Raw genomic sequence first — 13803 nt, 5'->3', positions numbered from 1 at the left:
TAGAATGCGCTCTCGAATGTCAGGGTGTTCATGGAACTTCAACTGCTTCTGAAGCTCTTGCTTTTCCTCTGACGTTAGATAGTTTCTGACTCCCATGGCTTATTCCATAATTTTAATGTATTATACGCAGTTTAGATGACTAACAGCTTACTGTCCAACTTCTGTTTAGACCAATGCCTCAACTACCCTTCTTCAGCAGCAGATTCTGGGGTTCTGACAGGTGCCACCTGGGTAACGCGGACTAAAGCTTCCTCCTTGTTGGGTTTCACCAGGCGGGGCATTCTCCCGTGCGGTCTAGGCGGGGCACGGTGGCGGTGGGGAGGATGGTGATGCGGTCGGTGTTGGAGGAGAGGGTGCTGTGGGGTGGGGCGAGTAGGAGGGCCAGAAACCCGTTCCATGGTGGGCCATTGGGGGCCGCTTTGGGGGTCAAGCGCTAGGCTGACGAACCTCACAGATGTCGATGCCTCGTTACAGGGACAACCGTTGAAGCACTGGGTCGAACGCCCTATCCCCTTGCCTACGCCCCAACATCCTGATTGAATAGGGGCATCAAAAAAGTGAACTTTTTTAAACGGGGAGTCGCCCATGTACATCGTACAGATTGCTTCAGAATGCGCTCCGGTCATCAAAGCCGGGGGTCTGGGCGATGTGGTTTATGGCCTCAGTCGCGAGCTCGAAACGCGGGGCCACTGCGTCGAAATCATTCTGCCGAAGTACGACTGCATGCGCTACGACCACATTTGGGGTCTGCACGAAGCCTACTGCGACCTGGTTGTGCCCTGGTATGGGACGGATATTCTCTGCGATGTGTATTGCGGCTGGGTGCATGGGCGGCTGTGCTTCTTCATCGAGCCCAAGTCCTGGGAAATGTTCTTCAACCGGGGCTGCTACTACGGCTGCGACGATGACCCGATGCGGTTTGCCTTCTTTAGCAAGGCGGCGATGGAATTTCTCCTGCGCAGCAACAAGCGCCCGGATGTGATCCACTGCCACGACTGGCAAACCGGGCTGATTCCCGTCATGCTGTTCGAGATTTACAAATACAACGGCATGGAGTTCCAGCGGGTGCTCTACACCATCCACAACTTTAAGCACCAGGGCATTGCCGGGACGGATATCCTGGAGGCCACGGGCCTGAACCGCCCAGAGTATTACTACCAGTACGGACGGCTGCGCGATAACTTCAACCCCTTCGCCCTCAATTTTATGCAGGGGGGCATCACCTACGCCAACCACGTCAACACCGTCTCCCCCTACCACGCCTGGGAAGCCCAACACACTGACCAGGGCTTTGGCCTAGGGCACACCCTCCACACCCATCAGTACAAGTTTTCTGGCATCCTCAACGGCATTGACTACGAGGTCTGGAACCCGGAGGAAGATCGCTACATTCCCCACCACTACGACATCGCCACCTTTGAGGACAAAGCCTTGAACAAAAAGGTGCTGCGGGAACGGCTGATGCTGGCCCACGGCGACAAACCCGTCGTCGCCTTCATTGGCCGTTTGGATGACCAAAAGGGCGTTCACCTCGTCCACCACGCCATTTACTACACCCTCAGCCGGGGCGGACAGTTTGTGCTGCTGGGTTCTGCCACCGAAAAGGGCATTAACGACTGGTTCTGGCACGAAAAGCTGCACCTGAACGACAACCCCGACGTGCATTTGGAAATCGGCTTCAACGAAGAACTAGCTCACCTGATCTACGCCGGATCCGATATGATTGTGGTGCCCAGCAACTTTGAACCCTGCGGCCTCACTCAGATGATTGGCCTGAGGTATGGCACGGTGCCCATCGTTCGCGGCGTCGGTGGTCTGGTCAACACCGTGTTTGATTGGGACTACGACGGCTACCACGAACCGGAAGAACGCAACGGCTTTGTCTTTTTCCAAAGCGATACCGTTGCCCTAGAGTCGGCCATGGATCGCGCCTTCGATATTTGGGAAAAAGAGCCTGCCCTCTTCAACCAAATTGCCCAGCAGGGGATGCAGTACGACTTCTCCTGGAATCATCCGGGTCAAGACTATGTGGCTCTGTATGACTACATACGCCACAAATAGTCACTAGCCCTATTGCCAACGACCATGGCCTACCGCCGAACTAGGCGGGCCGACCAAGGACGCTTGATTCGCGACCGTTGGCGACTGACGGCAATTGACAACAGCAGTGTACAGCGATTTACCAAGGCGTTCCTAGGCGATTGTCAAGGAGTAAAATGGGGCAAAGCGGGCTGAGGTTGATGATTTTGTGGTCGATCTGGGCATGCTAAACCTAGAGAACCCCATCCATCCATAGCCTCTTTGCATGGCCGTGAGTTTTGACCTTCCCCCGCCGCCGCCGCCGCTTAGCCGCGTTAAATTGCTTGAAGGCCAGGGCAACGCGCTCTATGCCATTGGCCGCTATGGCGAAGCCCTCACTCGCTTTGAAGAATGTCTAGCCCTTCAGCCTAACCATGTCGAAGTATGGACGCTGCACGGCTTTTGCCTCGCGGCACTCAAGCGGTTTGAAGAATCGATCCACAGCTTTGACCAAGCCATTGCCCTCAATTCCAAATATGCCCTGGCATGGCATGGCAAGGGCCACTCCCTCGGCAAACTTAGCCGTTTTGAGGACGCCGCCACCCATCTCCAGGAAGCGGTTTTGCTCAACCCTGCTGACAGCAAGGCTTGGTATAACCTGGGCACCGCCCAAAACCAACTGCACCAATACCCAGCGGCCATCGCCAGTTTTGAACAAAGCCTGAAGCTCAACCCCCAAGACCACCGAGCCCGCTACAACCAAGGCGTGGCCTTCTGCGGCCTGCACCGCTACGAAGAAGCCCTGAACGCCCTCGAACTTGCCCTAAAGCTGAAGCCCGAAGCCCACTACATCTGGAACCAGCGCGGTACGGCCCTCATTCAGCTCGGTCGCTACGAAGAAGCCATCGACAGTTTCAATACGTCCCTGCACCACCACGCCGATAACCCCAATGCCTGGTATGGCAAAGCCCGCACCTACGCCATGGCCGGAGAACTGGAGCAAACCCTCAAAAGCCTTTACCGCACCTTTGTCCTCAGCCCCTATGTCTATAAGGTGATGGTGCAGATCGACGCCCATTTCGATGGCCTGCGCCACCACCCCCAATTTCAAAAGCTGCTAGACAGCTAGGTCATTCCCCCGGGCTGCACCCTACCAAACCGTAGGGGCGGGGAGACCCCGCCCGCTAATACAAGAAGCATACAAGGCAGATTTAGTATGAGTCGTTAAGCCGCCAACAGTTGACGCAGCACATACTGCAAAATGCCGCCGTTGAGGAAGTATTCCACTTCATCCAGGGTGTCGATGCGACAGAGCAGGGGCACGTCGGTGGTGCTGCCATCGGCGCGGTGAATCACCAAGGTCACGGTCATGCCGGGTTGAATGCCGCCGCTGAGGTCCGTTAGGTCGAAGGTTTCGGAACCATCGAGGTTCAGCACACCGCGATGGGTGCCCTCTGTGAACTGGAGTGGCAGCACGCCCATACCCACCAGGTTAGAACGGTGGATGCGCTCGAAGCTCTCGGCCACCACGGCTTTCACGCCCAGCAGACGAGTTCCCTTCGCGGCCCAGTCCCGGGAGGATCCGGTACCGTATTCCTTCCCAGCGATGACGATCAGCGGCGTCCCCTCGGCCTGGTACTTCATCGAGGCATCGTAGATGGAGAGCACTTCGCCATCGGGCATGTGCTTGGTGACGCCGCCGGAGGAACCGGGCACCATCTCGTTCTTGAGGCGAATGTTGGCGAAGGTGCCGCGCATCATCACCTCATGGTTGCCGCGCCGAGAGCCGTAGGAGTTGAAGTCTGCCGCGACCACGTTGTTGCCCACCAGGTAGTGACCAGCGGGACTGTCGGCCTTGATTGCGCCAGCGGGAGAAATGTGGTCGGTGGTGATGCTGTCGCCCAGGATAGCCAAGGGACGGGCACCGAGGATATCGCCAAAACTCTGATCGCTGGTGCTGGCGGCCATCTCCACAAAGTAGGGCGGGTTTTGCACGTAGGTGCTTTCGCCCTGCCAGGGGTAGGTTTGCTGCTCCACGGTGTCGATCTGCTGCCAGCTTTCGGTACCGAGGAACACGTTGCTGTAGCGGCTGCGGAACATGTCCGGGGTGAGGGCCTGGGCCATGACGTCCTGAATTTCGGCGGCGCTGGGCCAGATGTCCTTCAGGTAAACCGGATTTCCTTGGGAGTCTTGGCCGATGGGGTCGGTCTTGAGGTCGATGGCCAGGTTTCCGGCGATGGCGTAGGCCACCACCAGGGGCGGCGAGGCCAGGTAGTTGGCCTTGGTGTGGGGGCTAACGCGGCCCTCAAAGTTGCGGTTGCCAGAGAGGACGGCACCGACCACCAGATCATTTTCATCAATGGCGCTGGCGATGGGCGCAGGCAGGGGGCCAGAGTTGCCGATGCAGGTGGTACAGCCGTAGCCCACTAGGTTAAAGCCCAGGGCATCGAGGTCTGCTTGCAGGTTGGCCTTTTCCAGATAGTCGCTCACCACCTGGCTTCCCGGTGCCAGGGAGGTCTTCACCCAGGGCTTTACGGTCAGCCCCTTCTCACGGGCTTTGCGGGCCACCAGACCCGCCCCAATCATCACCGAGGGGTTGGAGGTGTTGGTGCAGCTCGTAATCGCCGCAATCACCACGTCGCCATCGGTGAGGCTGTAGTCGGCTCCGGCCACGGGGACAGAGCGCTTCTCGGCGTAGTCCTTGCCGCTAAAGCCAGGGAAATCGGAGGTCTTAAACTGGGTGGCCAAATCCGACAGGCGCACCCGGTCTTGGGGACGCTTTGGCCCCGCTAGGGAGGGTTCCACGGTGGCTAGGTCGAGGGAGAGGCTGTCGGTGAAGACGGGGTCGGGGGTGCTGGCATCGCGCCACATGCCCTGGGCCTTGGCGTAGGCTTCTACCAGGGCAATGCGTTCGGCATCGCGGCCAGAGAATTCTAGATACTTAATAGTTTCGGCATCGATGGGGAAGAAGCCGCAGGTCGCGCCGTATTCTGGGGCCATGTTGGCCAGGGTGGCCCGATCCGCCAGGGTGAGGTGATCCAGCCCGTCGCCGTAGAATTCTACAAACTTGCCCACCACGCCCTTGGCCCGCAGCATTTGCACCACGGTCAGCACGAGGTCGGTGGCGGTGGCTCCTTCCGGCAGTTGCCCGGTCAGCTTAAAGCCCACCACTTCGGGAATCAGCATGGAAATCGGCTGGCCCAGCATCGCTGCCTCGGCCTCAATACCGCCCACACCCCAGCCCAGCACCGCTAGGCCGTTGATCATGGTGGTGTGGCTGTCGGTGCCCACCAGGGTATCGGGGTAGGCTTGGGTTTCGCCGTCTACGTCCTTCGTCCACACCACCTGGGCCAGGTATTCCAGGTTCACCTGGTGGCAAATGCCTGTGCCGGGGGGCACTACCCGGAAGTTATCAAAAGCATTCTGACCCCAGCGCAAAAAGGCGTAGCGCTCGTGGTTGCGCTCAAATTCCTTCTGCACGTTGTCGCCAAAGGCGTTGTCGCTGCCAAAGGAGTCCACCATCACCGAGTGGTCAATCACCAGATCCACCGGAGACAGGGGGTTAATTTTGTTGGGGTCGCCGCCCAGGTTCACCATGGCGTCGCGCATGGCGGCCAAATCCACCACCGCAGGCACCCCGGTAAAGTCCTGCATCAGCACCCGCGCCGGACGGTAGGCAATCTCGCGGTTGGAGGTCTGGGTTTGCAGCCAGGTGGCAATCGCCCGCACGTCCTCCGCCGTCACCGAGCGCCCATCTTCGTAGCGCAGTAAGTTCTCCAACAGCACCTTGAGGCTAAAGGGCAAACGGCTCACGTCGCCCAGGCTCTTTTCAGCCTCCGGCAGGCTGTAAATGGTGTAGGTTTTGTCCCCAACGGGCAGGGTCGTTTTGGCGTTGAAGCTGTTCACAGGGGTGCTCTCTCCGGTTGCGATTATGCGATTTAGCAGGCAATAGGGTACTTGTAGCGCAGCACCTAAAACCCAGACGATGCGATTTTACCCCGTCTTCAGTAAATTACTGTAAACCCCGTGGCGAAATCAGTCCCCAATCCTTCACCGCTTTGGACAGAATCTATTTAATATAGAGAACAAGTTATGGTTCTGTGAATCGCTAGAAAATGTGCGGTTTAGGCTAATTTCTAGATTCTGAATGTCGCCCCGGTTGGCCATCATCCGCGCTGATGACTCATCCTATCGAGACTTCGGGATCAAGGCGAGTTGTCCTCCCTTGGGGGTGTGTCCATGCATTGTCCCTTTTGCCAACATCCCAATAACCGCGTGCTGGAATCCCGCGCTGCCGAGTCGGGGCGCAGCATTCGGCGGCGGCGGGAATGCCTCCAGTGCGAGCGACGTTTCACCACCTACGAGCGCATTGAATACGTCCCGGTGACGGTGATTAAACGCAGCGCCGACCAGGAACTATTCGACCGTTCCAAACTCCTGCGGGGCATCGTGCGGGCCTGCGAAAAAACCCCCGTTTGCTCCCAAGTGATGGAGGGCATTGTGGATGACATCGAAGCCGAACTGCAACAGCGCCACCACCGAGAAGTAAGCAGCGCCGAAATTGGCGAAATGGTGCTGACCAAACTGCGTCCGCTGAACGAAGTCGCCTTTGTCCGATTCGCCTCCGTCTATCGCCAGTTCCAGGGCATCCGCGACTTCACCGACACCCTCAGCCAACTCCAAGACGCCGAATCACCAACGTACACCGAAGCCCTGTCCCAGCCAGAAAATCTGCCCCAACCCACGGAGCCATCCCTGGCCTACACCGCTCCGGTGCTGTCTTCTTGACGCTAACCCCAAACCAGACCCTGAATCTTTAAAACCCCCTCTTCAATATCTTGGCCCCATCGGTTATAATCGTAATCCTGTGGGTTTATCGGGCTGTCTCGGGCCGATACAGTTTGTGTACGGTACGAGCCTCTATAGCACTGAGTCGATTGTTTTGTACGTCTGCACAGAAAACCGCAGTATTTACGGAGAAAACCTTAGGAAAACACTAGCATGCTCAATCAGGACGTAAAGGACACGGGAATCGGGTTTACACACGAAGACTTTGCTGCACTGCTGGACAAGTACGACTACCACTTCAATCCGGGCGATACGGTAACCGGGACGGTGTTTAGCTTGGAACCCAGAGGTGCCCTGATTGACATCGGTGCTAAAACGGCAGCTTACCTGCCCATCCAAGAAATGTCCATCAACCGGGTGGATCACCCCGAAGAAGTCCTGCGCTTCAACGAAACCCGTGAGTTCTTCATCCTCACCGACGAAAACGAAGACGGCCAGCTCACCCTATCCATCCGTCGGATTGAGTATATGCGGGCCTGGGAGCGGGTGCGCCAGCTCCAGCAGGAAGATGCCACCGTGCGTTCCGGCGTGTTTGCCACCAACCGAGGCGGTGCCCTGGTGCGGATCGAGGGTTTGCGCGGCTTCATCCCCGGTTCCCACATCAGCACCCGCAAGCCCAAGGAAGACCTGGTGGGCGAAGATCTGCCCCTGAAGTTCCTGGAAGTGGACGAAGAGCGCAACCGTCTGGTGCTCAGCCACCGTCGCGCCCTGGTGGAGCGCAAAATGAACGGCCTGCAAGTGGGCGAAGTGGTGTTGGGTGCCGTGCGCGGCCTCAAGCCCTACGGTGCCTTCATCGACATCGGCGGTGTCAGCGGTCTGCTGCACATCTCCGAAATCTCCCACGACCACATCGACACGCCCCACAGCGTGCTAAACGTCAACGACGAAATCAAGGTCATGATCATCGACCTGGATGCCGAGCGCGGTCGGATTTCCCTCTCCACCAAGCAGCTTGAGCCAGAACCGGGCGACATGGTGAAGAACCCCGACCTGGTGTTCGACAAGGCTGAGGAAATGGCTGCCAAGTATCGCGAAAATCTGCGTAAGCAAGCCGCCGAGAAGGAAGCCGCCCTGATGGGTGAGGAGGTCTACGACGACGAAGAAATGGCCGTCGCCGTTGACTAGATAGCGCCTTGAGTCAGGTCTACTGCGGTTCTCAGAGTCTGTTAGGGATTGAAGCCATCATCTTTGACAAAGATGGCACCCTGGCAGACTCTGCGCCGTTTTTAAAACACCTGGCCCAGGCCCGCTGCCAGCGCTGTGTAGATGCGATCCTGGCAAACGGTAGGGGCGAGGTCTCCTGGCCCGCTAATACCAAGGACACGCTAGCCGGATTTCCGATCACCTATCAGCCTCAACCCTTCCCGATCGATCTGGTGGATCAACTCCTGGCCACATTAGGGGTGTGGGAAAATCGCATCGACCCCGATGGATTGATGGCCGCTGGTACGCGCCAATCCAATATTGACGCCCTAGTTGAGGTACTGCTAGGCATTGGAGTTTCCTCGCAATCAGCTAAATCAGAGATTCAAACCCTCGTCGCCGAACAGTTTGTCTTGGCGGATGGCGACCTTAGCCCTAAAACGATCTATACTCCCCCCTTTCCTGGCACCCAGGCCATGCTTCAGCGCTTCAGCCAAAGCAAGATTAAGCTAGGGGTTTTATCCTCCGATAGTCCGGCCAATATCGAGGACTTTTTACGCCATTACGACCTTTTAGCCTGGATAGACGACTGGCAGGGCACTGAGCCAGGAGATATTCCTAAACCCAATCCAGCCTTGCTACATCGCCTCTGTAATCGCATGGCTGTTAGCCCTCGCCAAGTGGTGATCGTGGGCGATAGCTGGGTAGATCAAGCCCTGGCTCAACAGGCCGAAACGGCTGGATTCATCTCGGTTTCCGAAGCCTGGGGACGCCCACCTGTAGCCGGAGCTAGGCTGATTCTTCGTGGTTGGGAGGATTTAAAAGTTGTCCCCTAGCCTGGTGCAGAGTCCTGAAACGGGAACTAAATGCGGTAGTCTTTGATAGGTAAATCTTCCACTGCCTTGTGGTTTATATAGGCTGGATCAAGGATTTACCATTGATTGACTCAGGGGCTGTCGAGGTTCACCGACATCATCCCTAGGGTAAATGATCTGAATTTTGTGAAAAGAAGAGGGCCGATCATTGTCTAAGCGTTACCTGTTTACCTCCGAGTCTGTTACCGAAGGACATCCGGATAAAGTCTGCGATCAAATTTCCGATACGATTTTAGACGCCACGTTGGCTCAAGATCCCCTCAGCCGGGTGGCGGCGGAGGTGGTGGTGAATACGGGGCTAGTGCTAGTGACGGGGGAAATTTCCTCCCAAGCAACCGTAAACTATGCCAACCTCATTCGCCGCAAAATTGAGGAAATTGGCTATACCGATCCCACCAACAACGGCTTTTCTGCCGATAGCTGTGCGGTCATGGTGACGCTGGATGAGCAATCCCGCGACATCGCCCAAGGGGTTGACCAAGCCCACGAAACTCGCTCTGCCACCAGTGACGAAATCTTTGACGCCACCGGGGCGGGCGACCAAGGCATTATGTTTGGGTTTGCCTGCAACGAAACCCCAGAGTTCATGCCCCTGCCCATCAGCTTGGCCCACCGCATTGCCCGACAACTGGCGGCGGTGCGTAAAACCGGACAACTGCCCTACCTGCGGCCCGATGGCAAAACCCAGGTGACGGTGGCCTACGAAGATGGTAAGCCCGTTGGCATTGATACCATCCTGGTCTCCACCCAGCACACCGCCGCCATCGGCGACATCACCGATGAAGCGGGCGTACAGGCCAAAATTAAGGCTGATCTGTGGGAACAGGTGGTGCTACCTGTCTTTGGCGACCTGGCCATCAAGCCCGACGCCGACACCCGTTTCTTGGTGAACCCCACGGGCAAGTTTGTCATCGGTGGCCCCCAGGGCGATGCGGGCCTTACCGGACGCAAGATTATCGTGGATACCTACGGTGGCTATTCTCGCCACGGGGGCGGTGCCTTCTCTGGCAAGGATCCCACCAAGGTAGACCGCAGCGCCGCCTATGCCTGCCGTCACATGGCCAAAAACATTGTGGCCGCTGGCCTAGCGGAAAAGTGCGAAGTGCAGCTCAGCTATGCCATTGGGGTGGCCCGTCCGGTGAGTATCTTCATCGACACCTTCGGCACCGGGAAAATTGACGACGACCAAATCCTAGCCCTGGCGCAGGATCACTTCGAGCTGCGCCCTGCCGGGATTATCGCCACCTTTAACCTGCAAACCCTGCCCCAGGAACGGGGGGGACGCTTCTACCAGGATGTGGCGGCCTATGGGCACTTTGGTCGCACCGACCTGGATCTGCCCTGGGAAGCCACAGACAAGGCTGATCTCCTGTCTAAGGCAGCGGAGGCATTTCTCGCAGCAGTTTAGGGTCTTGTTGCTCCCCCCCTAGACCACGCTGATCGAGCCAATAGTGCGGCGTCATCGAAGTTGGCCCCTGGTCTTAATAGACTGGAATGGCCTAGGATGACGCTGCACGTTTTTTGCCGATGGGAATCATCGTCGCCTTAGGCAACGAGAAATCAAGGATCATACTTTTAGAAACCAGTGCCCCATTGCCGAGATGTTTGAGTGCCATGAGCATACGGTCAGGGCCACCCTGAAGCGTTGGGAAACGGGGGGATTAGGCGGATGGTGGGAAGCCCCTGGACGAGGTGCGAAGCCCAAATGGCAGCACCATTGTTTGGGCTGTTGACGCCTAATCCATGGTGTTTTTTTTCTTGTAGGGGTTTGGTGCATTGCTTCGCGTTGGCGCAGCCTCGCCTTGGCGTTATGCACCCTACAGCCGATGGCCCCCGGTGGCGGCAAAACGTTCTTGTATGAGGCGGTGAATGAACCGATACCGACCCCCCACCCGCTGCAACAATAGCCGCTCGGTGCAGTGGTTGAGGAAACGGGCATAGTTCCAGGGGATGGCGTTGGTGCGGTGCAGCACTAGGCGGAGGGAGAAGTGCTGAGCACAGGCATACCAGCCGCTGTAGAACCCACCAAGCACAAATGTGAGGGAAATACTTCTTAGAAAAAGCCATGACCAGTCAAAGGAAAGCGCAGTACTGTCACTAGTCATCGCAATAAGAAATTGACTACCTATTGCCATAAGTACAGTAAATGGATAGATCGCTAATGAAACAGGCAGGATATTTCGAGCTGCATTAAAGATGCCTTGATTCGGCTTCGTTCGACTAACAAGATCAGGGTCTGACGCATTGGTCAGCCCTTCAAGCAGTCCTCCAAGTAATCCTCCGATCAGCCCAACAGTCACCCCTCCAATCAGCCCACCAATCAATCCTCTAATCAGCCCAACAGTTAGACCTTCAATCAGTCCTCCGATCAACCCAATAATCAGCCCTCTAAACAGCCCATTTTGTAGTCCTTTGATAATTTTTTTTCGTGCGGAGTGCGAAAAAGAAAAATCGAAGTTTTTAATCGTAATAACATCAGCATCCTTTCTAATCAGCCCAAGAACTAGCACAAGAACCAGTCCAAGAATCAACCCAGCAATTGGCCCAATAATCATCCCAGCAACCGGCACAGTGTTTAGCCCAATAATCATCTCATAAAGCCTTGTTTCCTTCTTGTTCGCTAACATAGAGGGCTGCATTTTCTCAATCAAAAACTCATCTTCCGATTGGGCTTGCAGTTGTTGGGCCAGCCAGGTTAGCCAGTGGCGGGTTTGTTGGGCGGTGGGTTGTTTGTGGGGCGGGTAGGTGCGGCTGGCAATAGGGGCGTGCAGTTGCCGTTGAATGTAGGCATCGAGCAGGTAATTGAGGCGTTCTTGGGGGGTGGTGAGGCGTTGCCATTGGGCGGGGTCGATGGTGTCGTTGGCCAAAATAGACACGCTGAGCAGCAGGGGGGTGCGTACCAGGGCCAAAAAGTCGGGGTCTTGGCGGACGGTGTGCCATAGGGGTTCCATGCCTAGGGCCGCAAAGTAGGTGGCCAGTTGGTCATCGGTGAGGGGTTCTAGGCAAATGGCCCCATTTAGCAACAGCTTGGTGGCGTAGAGTTCGTATTCTTCGCGGCGGCTGCACACCAGCAGTTGGCTGGCTCCTTCGCCCGATTGCAGCCAGTCGTTAATTTTTTGGACGGCGGGTTCTTGGCGGTGGGGCGGCAGTTCGTCTAGGCCATCCAGCAGGGGCAGCAGGGTTTGGGCCTCTAGCCAGGGCTGGCCCAGCTTGGTCGATACACCGTATTTCAGCTTGAGTTCGCTCAGCAGCCAGTCTTTTAGGGTTTGTTTGTCGTCTTGCCAAGAAGACAGGTTAAACATCACCGGAATCGGCTGGGCGGGGTCGCCATTGGCCCGCTGCACTAGGGCGGCGGCGAGGTCTAGCAAGGTAGTAGTTTTGCCTGCGCCGGGATTGCCCAAAATCAGCAGCCTGCCGTTAATGTCTTCCCGGTCAAACACCTCGGCAATGGCGGTTTCGGGGTCGAGGGGGCGGCTGGCTTGGTCGGCAATGCGAAGCTGGCTATCCCAGGGGCGGCTGACCTGGTGGCGTTGTTCGGCCTTGCCCAGGTTCAGCAGCACCGCATTGTGAAGGGACTGGTTGAGGCGATCCTGCACCTCGGCCCACACGGCACTGAGCAATGTTTTCTCGTTGCGGTCGGTGCGTTGGGAGGGCGGCTGGTTGGGCAGCGGCCCATAGTAGTTGTTGACGACATTGTTGACCGTGCGGGATTGATCAATGCGGTTGTGGTCGCCAGAAACCAGGGCTGATCCGTCTGCGGATTGTTTAACGTCGATGTTGCGCTGGTCAGCCACGACCGTCCCCTCTATCCCTTTGAATGTTAATCGTATAGGACTGGTTCACTTGGTTGCCATCCCCGCTAATTACAGCGGAACCATCCGCAGATGTCCCAATGCTAATGTTGCGGCTTCCGGCCCCCGTTGGCCCTGGCTGAGCTTGAGGATAGAGGACGTTGGTCAGGGAGGTACGTAGGGCTTCTAGTCCTGGGCCGATGGGGCTATCTAGCCATTCCAGCAATTCCGGTACCCGTTGGCCTTGGGGGGCAGAACCAGGGGAAATGTTGCCCTTGGGTGGGTTGAGGTCAAAGATTACCATTTCAAATTGAGCAGGTGGAATACGGAGCAAAAATTGGTAGAGCTGGGTGCGGCCTTGGGGGATGGCGTTGGTTCGCGATTCCTCTTCGGCGGGGTTGGCCCTCACCCCCGGCCCCTCTCCCCACGGGAGAGGGGAGGTAGAGGAAGATGTGGGGGTGGGGGGCTGGATTTTGTTGAGGAGGGTGGGGATTTCTGCGGCGGGTTGGCCTGTGCGGGCGATGGCGTTGCAGGCGAGTTTGAAGGCAAAGGGGACGCTGCGGCCTGCGCCGAGGGCATCGTAAAAGCCGACGGCAAACTCGATGGCGGCGCGGTCGGGGATGGCTTGGGTCATGCCGATGACGTAGGGCACATAGTCAGCGATGGCGTTGGCCTGCACTTCGCTGTAGCAGCCGTTGAGCACCACACAGGTCAGCGGTTCGGGGAATTCCGTGGGGTCGGCAAACAGGGCGAATAGGTCGGCTAGGGCGTTGCCGTCGATCAGTTTGGCGTGGCCTGTTTCGTCCTCAAAGGCTAGTCCGGCTTCACCATCGCCATGACCGGAGAAGTGGACGATCTGGGGCATTTCGTCCAGCATGGCCCGCTGAATGTCGCGGGAACGCACGGCCTCATGGGAAATCAGAGTAAACTTGTCCCGCTGTTGGGCACGGCGCAGTCCTTCTTTGATGTCCCGCAGTTCCTCATCGAGGCGCAGGCGGGTGGTGTTTTTGGGGTTGGCGGCAAGAAATAGAATTTTGGGCATGGCGGCGATGGGCAGAGACACAGGGGCAGACCGCAGTTGATAACCGACACGGACACAACTACGGAGCAACCAAATTACCGTCTAG

At 57.2% G+C, this 13803-nt stretch carries 10 protein-coding genes; 6 read left to right on the top strand and 4 right to left on the bottom strand.

Going from position 1 to position 13803, the window contains the following annotated elements:
- Nucleotides 1-265: 265 nt before the first annotated feature.
- Nucleotides 266-430, bottom strand: a complete 165-nt coding sequence (locus tag H6G62_RS16535; RefSeq protein WP_190497103.1) for a hypothetical protein — start codon at nt 428-430, stop codon at nt 266-268.
- Between the two features lie 155 nt (nt 431-585).
- Here H6G62_RS16535 and glgA point away from each other — a divergent pair, with 155 nt between their 5' ends.
- Both glgA and H6G62_RS16525 read left to right on the top strand, forming a co-directional pair.
- A complete protein-coding gene (gene glgA / locus H6G62_RS16530; protein WP_190497101.1) occupies nt 586-2061 on the top strand; it encodes a glycogen synthase GlgA in 1476 nt (491 codons plus the stop codon).
- A 244-nt stretch (nt 2062-2305) separates the two neighbouring features.
- A complete protein-coding gene (locus tag H6G62_RS16525) occupies nt 2306-3148 on the top strand; it encodes a tetratricopeptide repeat protein (RefSeq protein ID WP_190497099.1) in 843 nt (280 codons plus the stop codon).
- A gap of 95 nt (nt 3149-3243) precedes the next feature.
- Here the strand turns inward: H6G62_RS16525 and acnA are convergent, their stop codons facing one another.
- On the bottom strand, nt 3244-5925 hold the full coding sequence (acnA, locus tag H6G62_RS16520) for an aconitate hydratase AcnA (protein ID WP_190497097.1): 2682 nt from the start codon (nt 5923-5925) through the stop codon (nt 3244-3246).
- 333 nt (nt 5926-6258) lie between these two features.
- Between acnA and nrdR the strand changes: the two genes are divergently transcribed.
- The 4 genes from nrdR to metK all read left to right on the top strand — a co-directional run bounded on the left by nrdR (nt 6259) and on the right by metK (nt 10293).
- Nucleotides 6259-6807: a transcriptional regulator NrdR gene (gene nrdR / locus H6G62_RS16515; RefSeq protein ID WP_190497095.1), complete on the top strand. Its 549-nt coding sequence runs from the start codon at nt 6259-6261 to the stop codon at nt 6805-6807.
- A gap of 213 nt (nt 6808-7020) precedes the next feature.
- On the top strand, nt 7021-7992 hold the full coding sequence (locus tag H6G62_RS16510) for a 30S ribosomal protein S1 (RefSeq protein ID WP_190497093.1): 972 nt from the start codon (nt 7021-7023) through the stop codon (nt 7990-7992).
- 8 nt (nt 7993-8000) lie between these two features.
- Nucleotides 8001-8846 (top strand): HAD family hydrolase, encoded by an 846-nt coding sequence (locus H6G62_RS16505; protein WP_190497091.1) that lies wholly within the window; start codon nt 8001-8003, stop codon nt 8844-8846.
- A gap of 187 nt (nt 8847-9033) precedes the next feature.
- Entirely contained in the window at nt 9034-10293 is a 1260-nt protein-coding gene (gene metK, locus H6G62_RS16500; protein ID WP_190497089.1) for a methionine adenosyltransferase, read from the top strand.
- 409 nt (nt 10294-10702) lie between these two features.
- Here the strand turns inward: metK and H6G62_RS16495 are convergent, their stop codons facing one another.
- A complete protein-coding gene (locus tag H6G62_RS16495) occupies nt 10703-12679 on the bottom strand; it encodes an NACHT domain-containing protein (RefSeq protein WP_190497087.1) in 1977 nt (658 codons plus the stop codon).
- Nucleotides 12672-13739, bottom strand: a complete 1068-nt coding sequence (locus H6G62_RS16490; RefSeq protein WP_347239367.1) for a CHAT domain-containing protein — start codon at nt 13737-13739, stop codon at nt 12672-12674. The genes H6G62_RS16495 and H6G62_RS16490 overlap by 8 nt, the downstream gene beginning before the upstream one ends.
- Nucleotides 13740-13803 lie beyond the last annotated feature (64 nt).

Origin of the sequence: Phormidium sp. FACHB-1136 (assembly GCF_014697375.1) — a bacterium.
GTDB lineage: Bacteria > Cyanobacteriota > Cyanobacteriia > Phormidesmidales > Phormidesmidaceae > Nodosilinea.
Note: the sequence above shows the minus strand (reverse complement) of the source record. Positions and strands in the feature narration are given on the sequence as shown.